10 protein-coding genes are annotated in these 18,157 nt (G+C 67.0%); all 10 read left to right on the forward strand.

Annotated features, from left to right (window positions below; all coding sequences use genetic code 11):
* Position 1 precedes the first annotated feature (1 nt).
* From ACFYRH_RS17725 to ACFYRH_RS17770, 10 genes are read left to right on the forward strand one after another with little or no spacing between them, the layout of a single operon-like run.
* The gene (locus tag ACFYRH_RS17725) at positions 2-1,990 is read left to right on the forward strand and encodes a TIM-barrel domain-containing protein (RefSeq protein WP_387775615.1); all 1,989 of its coding nucleotides are present in this window, start codon (positions 2-4) and stop codon (positions 1,988-1,990) included.
* Complete coding sequence (locus tag ACFYRH_RS17730) at positions 1,987-2,811, forward strand: NAD-dependent epimerase/dehydratase family protein (protein ID WP_387775618.1); 825 nt, start codon at positions 1,987-1,989, stop codon at positions 2,809-2,811. The genes ACFYRH_RS17725 and ACFYRH_RS17730 overlap by 4 nt, the downstream gene beginning before the upstream one ends.
* 56 nt (positions 2,812-2,867) lie before the next feature.
* Entirely contained in the window at positions 2,868-5,585 is a 2,718-nt protein-coding gene (locus ACFYRH_RS17735; protein WP_387775621.1) for a right-handed parallel beta-helix repeat-containing protein, read from the forward strand.
* Between the two features lie 29 nt (positions 5,586-5,614).
* The gene (locus ACFYRH_RS17740) at positions 5,615-8,257 is read left to right on the forward strand and encodes a right-handed parallel beta-helix repeat-containing protein (RefSeq protein ID WP_387775623.1); all 2,643 of its coding nucleotides are present in this window, start codon (positions 5,615-5,617) and stop codon (positions 8,255-8,257) included.
* An 18-nt stretch (positions 8,258-8,275) separates the two neighbouring features.
* Positions 8,276-10,945 (forward strand): right-handed parallel beta-helix repeat-containing protein, encoded by a 2,670-nt coding sequence (locus tag ACFYRH_RS17745; protein WP_387775626.1) that lies wholly within the window; start codon positions 8,276-8,278, stop codon positions 10,943-10,945.
* A 10-nt stretch (positions 10,946-10,955) separates the two neighbouring features.
* Positions 10,956-13,598, forward strand: coding sequence for a glycosyl hydrolase family 28-related protein (locus ACFYRH_RS17750; protein WP_387775629.1), 2,643 nt, complete (start codon positions 10,956-10,958; stop codon positions 13,596-13,598).
* A gap of 23 nt (positions 13,599-13,621) precedes the next feature.
* Positions 13,622-14,767: a galactonate dehydratase gene (dgoD, locus tag ACFYRH_RS17755; protein WP_387775632.1), complete on the forward strand. Its 1,146-nt coding sequence runs from the start codon at positions 13,622-13,624 to the stop codon at positions 14,765-14,767.
* Entirely contained in the window at positions 14,761-16,539 is a 1,779-nt protein-coding gene (locus ACFYRH_RS17760; RefSeq protein WP_387775635.1) for an exo-alpha-sialidase, read from the forward strand. Before dgoD ends, ACFYRH_RS17760 begins: the two co-directional genes overlap by 7 nt.
* Complete coding sequence (locus tag ACFYRH_RS17765; protein ID WP_387775638.1) at positions 16,529-17,179, forward strand: bifunctional 4-hydroxy-2-oxoglutarate aldolase/2-dehydro-3-deoxy-phosphogluconate aldolase; 651 nt, start codon at positions 16,529-16,531, stop codon at positions 17,177-17,179. The genes ACFYRH_RS17760 and ACFYRH_RS17765 overlap by 11 nt, the downstream gene beginning before the upstream one ends.
* Positions 17,176-18,123, forward strand: coding sequence for a sugar kinase (locus ACFYRH_RS17770; protein ID WP_387775641.1), 948 nt, complete (start codon positions 17,176-17,178; stop codon positions 18,121-18,123). The genes ACFYRH_RS17765 and ACFYRH_RS17770 overlap by 4 nt, the downstream gene beginning before the upstream one ends.
* Positions 18,124-18,157: the final 34 nt, after the last annotated feature.

Consider the following 18,157-nt stretch of genomic DNA (forward strand, 5'->3'; position numbering starts at 1 on the left):
CATGAACGACGAGGTACTGGAGATTCGAGCCCACGGCCAGCTGACCCGCATCGAGGCCTGGGGTCCCGACGCGTTCCGGGTGCGCAGCACCTCCGGACGCGTCCGCCCAGCTGACAAGCCGGGCGCACTGGAGCCGGCCGCAACCGGCGGTACCGCTGTCATCGAGCGGTCGACCGACGGCAGCGCCACCATCACGAATGGCCGTCTGCGCGCGGCGGTGGATCGTCGCGGAACCATCACATACCTCGATTCCGGGTCCGGCCTGGAGATCCTCCGCGAACGGAAGCAGTGGTTGCAAAGCGTGCCTCCGCGCCACCTGCGTCCAGTCGCCGGCGGCGACCTGCACAGGATCACCGCGACGTTCGAGGCGTACGACGGCGAGCGCTTCTACGGACTCGGCCAGCACCGCCACGGTCGGCTCGACCAGAAGGGCTGCGTCATCGACCTGGTCCAGCAGAACGCCGAGATCGCGATCCCGTTCCTCGTCTCGAACCGCGGGTACGGCGTGCTCTGGAACAACCCGGGCGCAGGGCGCGTCGAACTGGGCCACAACCACACCCGGTGGATCGCTGACGCGGCACCCGAACTCGACTACTGGATCGTCCGCGGCGCGACGGTCGGCGACGTCCTCGGTCGGTACGCCGACCTCACCGGTCACGCCCCGCCGTACCCGGACTGGGCGACCGGCTTCTGGCAGTCGAGGTTGCGGTACGACAACCGGCAGGAGCTGATGGAGGTCGTCCACGAGCATCTCGGCCGTGGATTGCCCTTGTCGGCGATCGTCATCGACTTCCTGCACTGGAAGCATCACGGTGACTGGGCGTTCGACGAGGAGCGCTGGCCGGACCCCGCCGGCATGATCGAACAACTCCGGCAACTCGGCGTCGAGGTCATGGTCTCGATCTGGCCGACGGTCAGCGAACAGAGCCCCAACTTCCCGAAGATGGCCGAGGACGGTCTACTGCTGCGCAGCGACCAACTGTCGATCGGGTCACGCTTCGTCGATGTCGGAACCAGCGGTCCCGCCTTCCTGCACTACTACGACCCGAGCAACCCCGATGCCCGTCGCTTCGTCTGGGACCAAGTCCGGACCGGATACCACGACCTGGGCATCAGGGCATTCTGGCTCGATGCCTGCGAGCCAGAACTCGTCGCGCCTGATCCCGCTCAGTGGCAGTACCACGCAGGGCCGGGAGCCGCGGTCGCCGGGCTCTACCCGCGCTGGAACGCTCAGACGTTCCACGAGGGTCTGACCGCCGCCGGGGAAACGGAAGGACTCCTGCTGAGCCGCTCGGCGTGGGCCGGCACCGCGAAGTACGGCGCGGCGGTCTGGGCCGGCGACATCGACGCGAGCTTCGCCGCACTCCAGGCCGTGGTGCCGGCCGGCCTCAACGCCGGACTCAGCGGCATGCCCTGGTGGAGCGCGGACATCGGCGGCTTCGTCACCTGGGCCGGGAACGACGACCCCGAGCTCCGCGAACTGATCGTCCGCTGGTTCCAGTTCCAGGTCTTCACCCCACTCTTCCGCCTGCACGGCCACCGCCGTCCGGACCTTGCCGGCGAGTTGTTGCGCGGAGCCCCGAACGAAGTCTGGTCCTTCGGCGAGGAGGTGTACGACGCGATCGTCCCGGTCCTGCACCTCCGCGAAGCCTTGCGGCCATACATCAGCACCCAGATGGCGATCGCGACATCCGCCGGCCAGCCGCTGATGCGGCCGTTGTTCCTGGACTTCCCCGAGCAGGAGCAATCCTGGGACATCTCGGACCAGTTCCTGTGCGGGCCGGACCTGCTCGCGGCACCGGTCCTCGAGTACGGCGCTCGTTCGCGCCACGTTTGGCTGCCCGCCGACACCAAGTGGGTGGATCCCCGGACCTCGACTGTCCATCGTGGCGGCCAGTGGCTCACGGTCGACGTACCGCTGGACGAGACCTGCTTCTTCCTCCGCGAGGGTTCGGACCTGGCCGAGACGCTGAGCAAGGCGGACCGATGACCGGACACGTCCTGGTCACCGGCGCACGAGGAGCCATCGGCTCGGCGATCAGTGAGAACCTCCACCAGGCCGGGGCGACCGTCACAGCGCTCGACGTCGCGCCGATAGTCACCGCCGAGCCCTATCAACAGCTCGTCGGAGATGTCCGCGATCTCGCAGCCATGACTGCGGCCCTGTACGGCGTCGACGCGATCGTCCACTGCGGCGGGCTCCCGAGCGACCGGAAAGGCCGCGAGTACGACACCTACGACATCAACATCGCCGGCACCTGCACGCTCCTGCTCGCCGCCGCCCGCGCCGGAGTTCCGCGGATCGTCCACTTGTCGAGCATCAATGCGCTCGGTTGCGTCGGCGCCGGCACTCCGGCCTATCTCCCGGTCGACGACGACCACCCGCACACACCGACCTCGCCGTACCAGCTGTCGAAACATCTGTCCGAAGAGGCGTGCAGGCAGTTCGCCGACCGCCATGACGCAACCGTCATGAGCCTGCGCCCCACGTATGTCATCCACAAGTCGAGCAGCCCCGGACCAGGAGTTGCAGACCTCTACGCGTACGTCGACATCCGCGACGTCGTCCGCGCGATTCGAAGTGCTCTCACCGTCGATCTCACCGGATTCCATACCGCGTTGCTCGCCGCAGACGACCTCTGGGGTGGACGCCTGCTCAGTGCTGTCCTCACGAGGGACTACGACCAGATCCCCTGGCACGACGGCAACGATCCGGCACCGCACACCAGTCTCGTGAACTGCGCCAACGCGAGATCTCTTCTCGATTGGACCCCGCGCTTCCGGCACGCCACCGCGATCCCGTCCGCCTGACCACGAGCACCGCGCAGTACCCACTCCAGCTCATTCACCACTCAGGGAGCTCCGCTATGCCCTCTTCGATGAGCCGCCGTACCTTCCTCGGCACCACTGCCCTAGCCGCCGCCGGCTTCACCGTCCTCGGCCGCGGCACAGCCCGCGCCGAAACCCCGATCGGCAACCTCCAGAACGGGGTTGTCTCGAACCTTCCGAGCTCGTTCTACAACCGCACCGGCCTGGCCGGCATGCCCCAGATCCAGTACTCGACGATGGCCGTCGAATCCGTCACCGATCACGGCGCCTACTCCGACGGTACGCACGCCTCCAGCACCGTCGCAGCCTTCAACGCCGCGATCACCGCCCTGGGAACGGCCGGCGGCATCGTCTACCTGCCGCCCGGCCGCTACGTGTTCCCGGCTCCGGCCGCGGGCGCCACCAGCTGGTGGATCCGCGGCGGCGCGGCGAAGCTGAACAACATCCACTTCGTCGGCGAAGGCGACGCCTCGGTCCTGGTCTTCCAGCGCGATGCGCTGCCGTCCAACGGGAACACCGCCAATCTTCGCGACGCCGGGCAGGGCTGGGAGTTCGACGACGCGATCAACGTCTCGGTCCGGGACCTCGCCTTCCAGTGGACGCCGTACATCATGACGAGGCATTGCATCACCGGGACCGGGCTGCTCTGCCGCCGACCTACGGGGGTACAGATCCTGCGGGTCAGCGTCGATCACTGTCAGCCCGGCATCATCATGCCGGACGGAACCGACTGCTACATCGTCGACAGCGTCATCCGGAACAGCGCGTCCGATGCCTTCAACCTGGGTGACGCCAACGACTCGGTCGCCGCCTACAACTGGGCCGAGAACATCACCGACGACGGCTTCGCGAACTTCATGAACACCGGGACCAATCCCGACAGTGCCGCGTTCAGCAACGTCTTGTTCCAGTCGAACACCACCATCGGTGTCGCCGGCGGCCGCGGCCTGACGATCGGTGGCACGAACCATTCGCTGATCGGCAACTGGGTCGAGACGGCCACCGCGTCGGGGATCTTCAGCGACATCGACCAGACCGACATCGCCAACCGGCCGAACGCCGTACTCCGCGGCGCCGTCGTCAGCAGGAACACCCTGGTCCGGAGCAACTTCGAGATGCGCTCCGACAACCGGGTCCGCACCGGAAACTCCGGTTTCCATGGCGCGATCTCCGTCCACGACCTGGTCGACGACCTGGAGATCTCGAACAACACGATCGTCGGCTCCGAGCAGTACGACGTGACGCTCGGGATCGACGGCTGGCGCACGATCACCGCGACCAACGTCGACATCGGAAGCAACACGATGAGCCGGGCCGGCAGCGCCGGCATCCGGATGCGGCCGACCTCCACGATCAACGGCCTGAACATCCATGACAACGACATCCTCGGCAACGGTGGCCCGTCGATCTCGATCGGTGGCACGGTCACCAACGCGGCCAGCGGCAACAACAACCTGACCGCAGCACCGCAGACCGACACTGGTGGATCGGTCAGCCCTGCCTTCACCGGGTACACCGTCGTCAGCACCCAGCCGGCCTTCGTCGACACCTACAGCACGATCCGCGCGGCGGGGAACGAGACCGCCTGGGATCAACCGTTCATCCCGTCGACGACCGGCCTCAGCTCCTTCAACGTCCGCGACTACGGTGCCGTCGGGGACGGCGTACACGACGACGGGCCCGCCTTCTACGCCGCGCTCGACGCACTGTACGCCGATCCGGCCGACGGCGGCATTCTGTGGATCCCCTCCGGCCAGTACCTCATCAACCCGGTCGCGTCCCGGTCCGGTTACCCCTACACCAAGATCCAGCACCACTTCGGGATCCTCGACAAGAACAAGATCTTCGTCAAAGGCCAAGGAGTCAGCTCCGAGCTGATCTTCACCAGCCCGGATCACCATGGCATCCGGTTCGTGAACTGCACCAACAGTTCGGTCGACGGAGTCAAGCTCAGCCTCGCGCCGGCCAACAAGCCGTCGCTGCGACACTGCCGCGCGCTCCTGAACTTCTCCGGCTCCCAGGTCTGCTCGATAACGAACACCACACTGACCGGGTCCGGCGGATCGAACCTGCTGGTCGACTCCAGCCGCAAGGTCCTGATCAACAACATCACCAGCCAGGACGCGAACAACCACGGCCTCCAGATCGAGGCCAGCCGTCAGGTCGAGCTGTCCGGCTGCACCTCGACCGGTAGCCGCGACGCCGGGATCCACCTCGGCTGGAACGGCGTCATCTACCGCGAGTCGCAGTACGTCCGCATCCACGACAACACCGTCGACGGGACTGCCGAGAGCGGCGGCATCAGCGTCAGCAGCGGCGCCAACGTGACGATCAGCGACAACCAGATCAGCAACACCGCGCAGTCGGGGATCTATCTGGTGGGCCGCAACCCCGCGTTCCCGATCTACAGCGTCGACATCACCGGCAACACAGTGACCAATACCTGCGTCGGGCCGCTCTGCTACACGCCCGGAGCGATCGGGATCCACAGCATCCGCGAAGGCGCCGGCGCTACCGACGGATCCACTGTCACGGTCACTGGCAACACGGTCGACACGGCACCGTTCTCCGCCATCTGGGTCGGTGGTGAGTGCCCGGTCACCCGGGTGCACTGGACCACCGGACAAGCCGTCCGCTACCTGTCCGAGCTCGACACGCTCACCATCACCGGCAACACGTACACATCGGTTGCCGGAAGCAACGTGCTGATGACCACCGAGCAACAGGCCGCGATCACCCATCTCACGATCGTCTGACCGTCCATCCCCTGTTCTGAGGAGCCAAGGTGACCATTCCCGTCAGGCGACGTACCCTCCTGGCCGCATCAGCCGCCGTCGCGGCGACCGGAGTCGTCGTGGCCGGTACCGAGTCCGCGGCGGCGACCTCCGCCGGAAACCTCCTGCCCGACGGCCGGATCAGGAACCTGCCCGCCTCGTTCTATCAGCGCGACGGTCTCGAACAGATGCCTCGCCTCGACTACGAGGCGATGGCTGTCGCGAACGTCCGTGACCATGGCGCGACCGGTGACGGCGTCACATCCGACGCCGCCGCGTTCAACGCCGCGGTCGATTCCCTGAAGGCGTCCGGTGGTGGGATTGTTTACATCCCGTCCGGCCGGTACCACTTCCCGCCACCGCCGGCCCCCGGTATCTGGGCATGGCAGCGTCCGATGGCCAACATTCACTTCGTCGGCGAGGGTGATGCGTCCGTCATCGCGTTCACCCGTCCGAAGCTGCTGGCGAACGGGCACGAAGCACCGACGTACACCTCGAACGGCGGGTGGGAGTTTCAGCGAGTCGACACCGTCTCCCTGCGCGACCTGGCGATGACCTGGGCACCGTGGGCCATGGTCCGGCATGTCTTCTCCGGTTCACCCCTGCTCATGCGAGCCCCAACCAGGGCACATCTCATCGGCGTGACGGTGGACCACTGCCTGCCCGGCATCGTGTGGAGCGACGCCCGCGAGTGCTACATGGTCGACAGCACCGTCCGCAACGGCGCGGCCGACGGCTTCAACTTCGGTGGCGCGAACGACTGCGTCGGCGCCTATTGCTGGTCCGAGAACACCACCGACGACGCCTTCGCGAACTACCACGACCAGAACAAGTACCCCGACAGCACGGCGATCAAGAACGTGCGGCTTCTGCACAACACCCTGCTGCAGATCGCGGGCGGCCGCGGTATCACCATGGGCGGATCGGACCAGACGGTCGCCGGCAACTGGATCGAGACCTGCATGACGCCCGGCGTCCTGTCCGACATCTCCAACGGCACACCTGGCCCGGGGGTGCTGCGGAACGCCGTGATCACCGGCAACACCATCATCAGGGCGAACTTCGAGCTCCGGCCCGACAACCGGCAGCTCCGCCCCGGCGGCGGCTACCACGGGACGATCGCGATGCTCAACCGGGTCAGCGGCCTGACCGTCACCGGCAACACGATCAAGGGATCCGAGGAGCACGACATCGCCTTCGGAATCGACGGCTGGAATCCGGCGCAGCTGACCGGAGCAGTCGTCGAGCGCAACGAGCTCCTCGGTGCCCGGGCCGCCGGCCTGCGGATCAGCGACGGCTCGGCGATCGACGGCCTGCGGATGAACAGGAACGAAGTACTCGCCACCGGCGGGCCCGCGGCCGACATCGGTGGCGTGATCTCGAGCGCCGCGAGCTCGGCCAACAAGGTCGGTAAGCTCCCGGTCGTCACCGGCGACGTCGATGGAGACTTCAGGGGCTTCGCGCCCACGTCGCCCGGCGTCCGGTACGTCGACCCGTACCAGTCGATCCGGGCCGCGGGCAACGAGCAGCTGTGGATCGAGCCGAAGGCTCCGTCGACCAAGGGCCTCAAGCAACTCGACGTGCGGGACTTCGGCGCCAAGGGCAACGGCATCGACAACGACACCGGCGCGTTCTATGCCGCCCTGGCCGCGCTGCCCGCGATCGGCGGGGTGATCTTCGTACCGGCCGGGAAGTACCTGCTGAAGCCCGATGCCCGGCGCAAGTCCTTCCGGGACACGAAGATCGAGCATCACTTCGCGGTCGCCGAACGCGACAACATCCATCTCGCCGGCAGCGGAGACGGCTCCGAGCTCCTCTTCGACAGCCCCGATCACCAGGGGATCCGGTTCATCTCGACGACCGGTTGCTCGATCACAGGTCTGAAGCTCACCGCCGTACAACGCCCGGAGCTTCGCCACAACCGGTCCCTGCTCGACCTCTCCGGCGCCCAGCAGTGCGCCGTCACCGATCTGACCGTCGAAGGTGCGAGCGGCGCCAACGTCCTGATCGACTCCTGCCGACTGATGCTGGTCAGCAACGTGCGCAGCACTCGCTCCAACAACTACGGCATTCAGGTCGAGGCCGGCCGGCAGATCCTCGTCACCGGTTGCGCTGTGACCGGCAACCGGGACGGCGGAATCCAGGTCGGCTGGCAAGGGACGATCTACCGCGAAGCGCAGCAGGTGCGGATCGTCGGCAATACGGTCGCAGACGTCGCAGAGGGCGGCGGGATCTGCATCAGCAGCGGCGCCGACGTACTGGTCAAGAACAACACCATCTCCAGGACCAGCCAGGCCGCCGTCTACCTCTACGGCCGCGCTCCCAGCTTCCCGATCTTCAGCGTCACGATCGACGGCAACACGATCAGCCAGGCCTGTTCCCGCGGCCTGACCTACACACCTGGCGCCATCTCGATCCACTCGATCCGGGAGACGCAGGACATGACCCAAGGCACAGTCACCGTGACTGGCAACACCATCACGGATTCCCCGTTCTCCGGTGTCTGGGCCGGCGGCCAATGCCCGATCGGCAAGGTCCTGTCGGTTCTCAACCGCCTGACCATCACCGGCAACACGTTCTCCGGCCTCGGCGGCGAAGAGGTGCTGATCTTCGACGACCAGCGCGCCAAGATCGCCAACCTGATCCTGTCCTAGCCGTTCCGAGGAGTACCCATGTCTGCAGATCTGTCCCGCCGTACGGTCCTCAATGCCGGCTTGGCCGCCGCGACAGTCGGCGCTCTCGCGGTCCGCAGCGGCCGAACGGCCGCCGCCGCGCCGCCCGCGACCATGAGCAACCTCACGCCGGAAGGGACCATTCGCAACCTGCCCGATTCGTTCTACGACCGGCCAGGACTCGAGGGCATGCCGCACATCGACTACGGCTCGATGCCTGTGGTCAGCGTCCGGGCGCACGGCGCCGCCGGAGACGGCATCACGAACGACCGGCCCGCGTTCGACGCGGCACTCGCCGCACTCGGTGCCGCAGGCGGTGTGGTCTACGTGCCGGCCGGGCGGTACCGGTTCGCGCCACCCGCTGCGCCCACCGTCGACTACTGGTTCAAGAAGATCACCAACATCCACTTCGTCGGCGACGGCGAGGTGTCCATGATCTGCTTCGAACGGTTCTCGATGACCGTGCCCGGAACACCGAGCGGAGGCAACGGGTGGGAACTGACCGCGGCCGACTGCAGCATCCGCAGCCTCGCGTTCCAGTGGAGCCCACACGTCGCGATCCGCCACACCAACAGTTCGACCGCACTGCTGATGCGTGCGCCCCAGCGAGTCCAGTTGATCGACGTCGTGGCCGATCAAGGACAACCCAGCATCTGGCTCCCGGATTGTGTCGATACCTGGGTCGTCGACTCCACGGTGCGCAACAGCGGCGCCGACGCCTTCCATTTCGAGAACGCGACGAACTCGGTCCTGGCCTACAACTACGTGGAGAACTGCCTGGACGACGCCTACGCCAACATCCCCGAGACCCGACGCCCGGCCGCCACCACCCAGCATGGTGTCAGGATCACCCACAACACCGCTGTCCGGGTGGCCGGAGGCCGCGGTGTCTGCTTCGGCGGCTCCCAGCCGGTGATCGAGCACAACTGGATCGAGTCCAGCGTCTCCGCCGCGATCTACGCCGTACCGCAGACCGACGCCGGCGACCCGGCCACCATTCCGCGGGGCACGATCACCGGGGCGGTGATCGCCGACAACGACATCGTCCGCGCCGGTTTCGACAACAGGACGGACAACATCGGCCTCAACCGCACCACCGGCGGGTACGGCGGCACGCTCGTCGTCGTCGACGCGGTCGAGAAGATGACGATCGCCCGCAACCGGATCACCGATTCGGAGCACCGCGACATCACGTTCGGGCAGGACCACTACAAGGGAATCACCGCCAGCTCGATCACCGTCTCCGGCAACGAACTGCGATCCTCCCTCGACACCAGCGTGACTGCTGTCACCACGGTCAACGCCGCTCCGGTGAACATCACCGGACTCACCCTCGAGGGCAACACGATCCTCGGCGGCGAACTTCCGACCGTCATGCTCGACGGAACGATCAAGGACGTGTCCTCGTCGTTCAACATCGTGCGCCGCCCGCCCAGGCGAACGTCACAGGCCACCGGCGACCTGACCGGCTATCGGATCGGTGAGCAGCAAGGAACGACGGATGTCTATCGCCCCATCCGTCTGGCCGACAACGAGCACGCCTGGCAGGAGCCCGCGGGCATCGACCTCGGCGGCCTCCGCCACGTGAACGTCCGAACCTACGGTGCACGTGGCGACGGCGTACACAACGACCTTCCGGCGTTCGTCGCCGCCACGCACAGCCTGCCCACGTCGGGTGGTGTGATCGACATCCCGGCCGGAACCTACCGGCTCGAGCCCGACGCGGACAACGAAAGCTTCCGCGGCACCAGGATCCGGCACCACCTGGCGCTGGCAGACCGCCGCAACGTGCACCTTCAGGGTACCGGCGGCGCCAGCAGGCTCGTGATGAGCAGTGCCGAGCACGACGGGATCCGCTTCCTAGGGGTCGATCACGGATCGATCAGCCGTCTACGCATCGAGCTGGAGGCCCGGCCGGCGATGCGCCGCAACCGGGCGCTGATCGATGTCTCCGGCTGCGACGGGTTCGCCGTCTGCGACCTCGAGGTGTCGGGCGGGAGTGGACCCGGCGTCCGGGTCGACTCCAGCCGGTCGGTGCTCGTCGAGCGCGTGACCAGCACCAACGCCGGGACCGACGGAATCGCGGTCCTCACCTCTCGTCAAGTCCACGTTCGGGACAACCGCGTCCTGAACGCCCGCGACAACGGCATCGACATCTCGACCAACGGCACCATCTACCGGGACACCCAACAGGTCCGCGTCGAAAGCAACGACGTCACCGGATCCATCGAGGGCGCCGGGATCGGCGTCAGCGGTGGAACCGCGATCACGGTATCGGGGAACACCATCGGCGAGACCTACCTCGCCGGAATCCACCTCCATGGCCGGATGGGTTGGGGACTGTTCGGCATCGAGGACGTCGACGTCACCGGCAACACCCTCACCAGGACGAACCGCGGCACCGGGACCTACACGCCAGGTGCCATCGCGGTGCACAGCATCCGCGAAGGTCTCGGCCAGTCCGACGGGATCGTGAACATCACCGGGAACCACATCGCCGACACCCCCTGGGCGGGCATCTGGGTGGGCGGGAAGTCCCCGATCAGCGAGCGGATGAGCGAGCTGAACACCCTTCGGATCCAACAGAACGACTACCAGGCGGTCGGCGGTCAGCAGGTCCTGATCAGGGACGACCAGCGCGCCAAGATCGCCGATCTCACCATCAGCTGAAGGAGCCACCATGTCAGCACATCTGTCCCGACGGACATTCCTGAACGCCGGACTGGCAGCCGCGGCCGTCAGCGCACTGACGATCCACGGTAGTCGATCCGTGAGCGCGGCGCCGGTAGTCGCCGAGACCAACCTCACGCCCTCGGGAACAATCCGCAACCTGCCGGACTCGTTCTACGACCGTCCCGGTCTCGAAGGAATGCCGCGGATCGACTACGCGAGCATGCCCGTGATCAACGTCCGCGACCATGGCGCGCTTGGCGATGGGACCACGTCCGCCGTGGCCGCCTTCAACAGTGCGCTCGCTGCGGTTCGTGCTCGAGGAGGCGGCGTCGTCTACATTCCGGCCGGCCGGTACCTGTTCCCACCGCCACCACTACCGAGCAACAACTGGTGGTTCCAGCAGGACATTCGCGATGTGCACTTCGTTGGCGAGGGCGAGAGCAGCGTGCTCTTGTTCCACCGGCCGGCGATGACCGGCAACGCGTCCGAGGCGCCGCCGTACCTCTCCGGACAGGCATGGCAGTTCCAGACCGCGGTCAACGTGTCACTTCGCGACCTCGCCTTTCAATGGGCGCCGCTGAACATGATGCGGCACAACTCCACCGCCACCGCGCTGATCATCCGCGCCCCCCGGTCGGTCCAGCTGCTCCGTCTCACGGTCGACCACTGCCAGCCCGGCCTGCTGCTCCCGAATGCTCGTGACTGCTGGATGGTCGGCAACACCCTTCGTAACAGCGGCTCGGACGCCTACAACTTCGGTGGAGCCAGCAACTGCGTCGCGGCGTACAACTGGGCCGAGTACATCGGCGACGACGGCATCGCGAACTGGCACAACAGCGCGACCTACCCCGACAGCACCGTCATCTCGAACGTCCGCGTCGAACACAACACGCTGATCAGCATGTGCTACGGCCGCGGCATCACGCTCGGCGGCTCGAAACAGACCGTCGCGCACAACTGGATCGAGAACGTGGTCGGCTGCACGCTGTTCGGCGACATCACCACGACCAACCCGGCCACCCTGATGGACGCGGTCATCGACGACAACGTGCTGGTCCGCGGCAACCTGGAGATGCGCGCGGACAACCGGATCCTTTCCCCCGGCGGCGGCTGGCACGGCACGATCGCCCTCATCGACAAGGTCCAGTCGCTCGCCATCACCAACAACAGCATTCGCGGCTCCGAGAACAACGACATCACGATCGGCATCGACAACTGGCTCCCGGTCCAGGCGAACTCGGTCACGGTGTCTGGCAACGAACTGCTCGGCGGCGGCGCCGGCGGCCTGCGGGTGAGCCCGGGAACGACCATCGACGGTTTCACGGTCGACCGGAATCGGATCGTCTCTCCGGGAGCGAGCGCCTCGGTCGCGGGATCGACGACGTACACGAGTACCGCCGGCAACACAGTCACCAGTCCGCCGGAGGTCACGGGGTCGATCGATGGCGACTTCACCGGCTTCACGCTGATTCAAGGTGCGTACGACGACCCGTACGGCGCCCGTCGTGCCGAACCGAGCGAGACCACGTGGCGGGAGCCGACGACGCGCTCGCTCCGTGGTCTGCCGCGCGCGAACGTCAGGCGCTTCGGCGCCCGTGGCGACGGCACCCACGACGACACAGCGGCCTTCCGCGCGGCGCTCGCCAGCCTGCCCGGAGCAGGCGGGATCGTCTTCGTCCCGGAGGGCCGGTACCTGCTCCGGCCCGATGCGGATCACTCGGCCTTCCGGGACACGAGGATCGAGCACCACTTCGCCGTCGCCGAGCGGGACAACATCCACCTCCTCGGCGAAGGCGCGGTCTCGGAGATCGTCCTGACGAGCCCGGACCACCAAGGGATCCGGATCATCGGCGGCACCGGCTGCTCGGTGTCGAATCTCGCCGTCACGCTGCCGAGTCGCCCCGACCTCCGCCACAACCGTGCCCTGGTCGAGCTGACCGGCGTCCGCGACAGCTCGGTCAGCAGTCTCACACTGCGCGGCGCGAGCGGATCGAACCTGCTCATCGACACCTCCACCGGCGTCCGGGTCGAGGGCGTCACCTCGAGCAACGCCAACATGTACGGCATCGACGTCGAAGGCAGCCGGCAGGTGTACGTCGTCGGCTGTACGGCGACCGACAACCGCGACGGCGGAATCCAGGTCGGCTACGTGTCGAACCTCATGCGCGACCCACAGTTCGTCCGGGTCGAGGAGAACACGGTCAGCGGCTCGGCCGAGGGCGGCGGCATCCTGATCAGCGGCGGTACGTCGATCAGCGTGCTCGGCAACACCATCAGCGACACCTGCCAGGCGGGTGTGTACCTCTGGGGACGCTCGCCTGAGTTCCCGGCGTACAGCACCGAGGTCACCGGCAACACCATCACCCGCGTCTGCACCGGCGCACTGTGCGTCACCCCGGGCGCGATCTCCGTCAACAGCATCAGGGAATCGGCCGGCACCAAGGAGGGCTTCTTCTCGATCACCGGCAACACGATCCAGGACGTGCCGTACTCCGGCGTCTGGGTCGGCGGACAGTCCCCGATCGGCAAGATGCTCTCCCAGATCAACACCCTCACGATCACCGGAAACGTGTTCAGCAACGTGGCCGGGAGCAACGTCCTGATCCGGGACGACCAGCGCGCCAAGATCGTCAACCTCGTCACCGTGTGACCGACAACCAGGAGCACCACAGCATGAAGATCGTCGACGTGGAGACCTTCCGCGTCCCACCCCGATGGCTGTTCGTCGCCGTCACCACCGACGAGGGAATCATCGGCTGGGGCGAACCGATCGTCGAGGGCAAGGCCGAGACCGTCCAGGCGGCCGTGGCCGAGATGTCCGACTACCTGATCGGAAGCGACCCGCTGCGCATCGAGGACACCTGGCAGGTCCTCACCAAGGGAGGCTTCTACCGCGGTGGCCCCGTGCTCTCCAGCGCCGTCTCCGGCATCGACCAGGCCCTGTGGGACATCGCCGGAAAAGCCCGCGGCGTGCCCGTCTACGACCTGCTCGGAGGACCGGTCAGGGACCGGGTCCGAGTGTACGGCTGGATCGGCGGGGACCGGCCCTCCGCCCTCGCCGAGGACGCCGAACGCCAGATTGCGGCCGGTCTCACCGCGGTCAAGATGAACGGGTCGGAAGAGCTGACCGCGATCGACACGCCGCATCAACTCGACCTGCTCGTCGAACGCGTCGCCGGCGTCCGCGAGGTCCTCGGTCCGCACCGGGATCTCGCCGTCGACTTCCACGGCCGATACTCACCCGCAATGGCACGCCGCGCCCTGCCACTACTGGAACCGTTGCGCCCGATCTTCGTGGAAGAACCGGTGGTGCCGGAACTGACCGCCGACATCGGGCGGATCGCCGCTGGTACGTCGATCCCGATCGCGACCGGCGAGCGGCTCTACTCCCGATGGGACTTCCGCGACGTCGTCCGCTCCGGCATCGCGGTCGTCCAGCCGGACCTGTCCCACGCCGGCGGAATCTCCGAAGTACGGCGGATCGCGTCGATGGCCGAGGCCTGGGGCGTCAGCCTGGCGCCACACTGTCCGCTGGGACCCATCGCGCTGGCCGCCTGCCTGCAGGTCGACATCACCAGCCCGAATTTCCTGATCCAGGAACAGAGCCTCGGGATCCACTACAACACCGATTCCGACCTGCTCGACTACCTTCTCGACCGCTCGGTGTTCGCGACCGCGGACGGCTTCGTCGAGCGTCCCACCCGGCCCGGGCTCGGCATCGAGATCGACGAAGGCGCCGTACGCAAGGCCGCTGAAAACCCACACCGCTGGCGCAACGCGATCTGGCGGCACACCGACGGGAGTTTCGCAGAATGGTGAACCAGCCGACGACGGACTCGCAGTTCGCGCCTTCCCCGCAACTGCCGGACGACCCGCAGCGGGCACACTCCGACCCCAGGCTTCTCGCCGAGGGTTCGGTGATCCAGGCCGACGGATACTGCGACCAGCCGTATGTCGTGATCGCCGCCGATGACGCCTGGGTCTGTGTGGTGACCAGCTCCGACGCTCACGAGGGCGATCCGAGCCAGCGCATCGTGTCCCGGCGCAGCACGGACCACGGTGCCACCTGGAGCGAACCCGTCGACGTCGAACCGCGGGAAGGCCCCGAGGCATCCTGGGCGGTGCCGCTCGTCGTACCGAGCGGCCGGATCTATGTCTTCTACACCTACAACACGCAGAACCTCCGCGAGGTCATCACCGACGTCGGCAGCAGTCCTCGCGTCGACACCCTCGGCGACATGGCGTTCCGGTACTCCGACGACCACGGCCGCAGCTGGTCCACTCAGCGGTACTTCGTTCCGCTGCGCACGTTCGACATCGACCGCGCGAACCCGTACGGCGGTGATGTCCTGTTCTGGTGGTCGGTCGGCAAACCCGAGATCGTCGGCGACGCCGTGTACATCTCGGCCTCGAAGGTCGGTGGCTTCCGGGAGGAACGCCTCGGGTTCCAGCGCACCAGCGAAGGCTTCGTGGTCCGCAGCGAGAACATCCTCACCGAGTCCGATCCCTCGGCCGTCACCTGGACGACACTCCCCGACGGAGACGTCGGCCTGCGGGCCCCACAAGGAGAGGTCTCCGAAGAACACAAGCTCGTCGGACTGACCGATGGCAGCCTCTACTGCACGTACCGCACCGAGGCCGGGTACGTCGGCGCCGCATACAGCCACGACCGCGGACAGACCTGGACAGCGCCTGATTTCGCGCGCTACGCGAATGGCGCGCCTATCAAGAATCCGCGGGCGGCCACGTTCGTCTGGGACTGCGGCGACGCACGCTACCTGTTGTGGCACCACAACAACAGCAACACCTGGTTCGGCACCTACCGCAACCCCGTGTGGCTCAGCGGAGGCGTCGAGCGCGACGGCATCATCGAGTGGTCCCAGCCGGAGATCGCCTTGTACGCCGACGACCCGCAGACGAGCATGAGCTACCCGGACCTCGTCCGGGACGGGGAGCGGTTCTGGGTCACCGAAACCCAGAAGTCGATCGCCCGGGTCCACGCGCTCGATCCGGCGATGCTCGCCGGACTGTGGCAGCAGCATTCCCGCGCCGAAGTCAGCACCGACGCGCTGCTGTACGACTCCGCAACGTCCGGCTCCGCACCTGTCGAGCTGCCTCGGCTCCAGCTACGTCGCGGCAACTGGCGTATCGAAGACGCCAGGGCAGGTTTCACCATCGATCTCTGGATCGCCGCCGGATCGACCGACCGCGTTCTGGCCGAGCAACGGGACTCCGCCGGCCGCGGCTGGACGTTGCGGCAGGTCGACCACGATCGAGTCCACCTCACGCTCAATGACGGCCGCCGCGAGAACGGCTGGACATCCGACCCCGGGACAATCGTTGCCGGTCGCCGAACCCACTTCGTCGCGATCGTCGACGGCGGTCCGAAGATCGTCATGTTCGTGGCGGACGGCCGCCTGCAGGACGGCGGAACGAGCCGGCCCTACGGCTGGGGGCGATTCGATCCCGACCTGCGCGACGTGACCACCACCGAGCCAGTTCGGCTCGACCCGGACATGGTCGAGCAGCTCCGGATGTACGGCCGGCCGCTGCGTGTCTCCGAGGCTGTGGCTGCCTTCCATGCCGGCTGACACACCAAGCATCGGCGATGCACTGCTGGCGGAGCTCGCCCGGACCCGCCTGATGCCGATCATCCGGGGAGACTCTCCCGACCAGACCCTGCGATGCGTCGAGGTCATTCTCGACGGCGGGCTGACGGTCCTCGAGATCTCCTTGACCGGAGCCGGCGCACTGAAAGCTCTCGAGCGAGCCTGCGCGGAGTTCGGGTCAGCCGCATGGATCGGAGCCGGCACAGTCCTGACCGCGGCCGACGCGTCTGCCGCCGGCGCTGTGGGCGCTCGCTTCACAGTCACCCCAGGGATCTGCGACGGTCTGACGAAGAGTGTGGACCTCGGACTTCCGGTCCTCGCCGGAGCCTGGACACCGACCGAGGTCCTCAGTGCGACGGCAGCACAGGCGTGCGCTGTCAAACTGTTCCCCGCATCAACGGGTGGACCATCGCACCTTCGGGCCCTGCGGGCTCCCCTGCCGAACACCTCCTTCGTGCCCGTCGGTGGCATCGCCCTCACAGCGGCACGCGAATACCTCGAAGCCGGCGCGATCGGAATCGGAATCGCCGCACCACTCCTGCGGGACGCGCCCTCGGGTGGCGACCTGGCTGCGCTCGCGGCACGAGTCGCCGAGTACCGCCGTACGGTGGAGGCCCTATGAGCGCGCTTCTGACGACCGGGGAGGCGATGCTCGTGCTGAGAGGATCGAGTCCAGGTGCGCTCGCTGTGGGCACCCATTTCACGGCGTCCATCGCCGGTGCCGAGACCACTGTCGCGATCGGCGCCGCCCGCCTCGGGCACTCGGTTTCCTTCGCCGGCCGGGTCGGAGCTGACGATGGGGGTGATCTGGTTCGGCACGTCCTGGCCGGCGAGGGAGTCGACGTACGGCACCTGAAAGCCGAGGCGTCCGCCCGCACCGGCGAAATGCGAAGGTACCAGCGTGTCTCGGCGACGTCGGTCGTGACATATCACCGGCGGGAGTCCGCTGCCTCCAAGGCAACAGCCGATGACGTCGTACCTGCGATGCATGACGACACACGGATATTCCACGTCACCGGAATCACGCCCGCACTCAGCGAGCAGGGCGCGGCGACGGTCGAAGCCCTGATTGCCATGGCCCGAGCCCGGCAGGTGCTCGTCTCCTACGACATCAACTACCGCAGCAGACTCACGTCCGTGGATGCCGCAGCTCGACGGCTCGCGAGCGTCCTGCCCCAGGTGGACATTCTGTTCTGCGGCGAGGACGAACTCCACGTGCTACAAGCCGCCACCGGCTCCAGCCGTCCGATCCACGCGGCAATGGCGGCCGGTGTCGATGAAGTGATCATCAAACGCGGCGCGGACGGCGCCACCTGTCACATCGAAGGCGACAACCATCACACCAGCGCCGTACCGATACCGCTCGTGGACACAGTGGGCGCCGGCGACGCCTTCGCCGCCGGGTATCTCTCCGGTGTCCTCGACAACCTGCCCATTGGTCAACGACTGACCCGCGCCGCAGCCTCCGCGGCGTTCTGCATCTCCACCGTCGGCGACTGGGAAGGGCAACCACGACGACACGAACTCGATCTACTCACCCTTTCCCAGGGCACTGCGGTCCGTTGATCGAACCGAGCGCAGTGGTGAAAGTGATCTGAAA

It is taken from the genome of Kribbella sp. NPDC004875 (assembly GCF_042873375.1).
Classification (GTDB): Bacteria; Actinomycetota; Actinomycetes; order Propionibacteriales; family Kribbellaceae; genus Kribbella.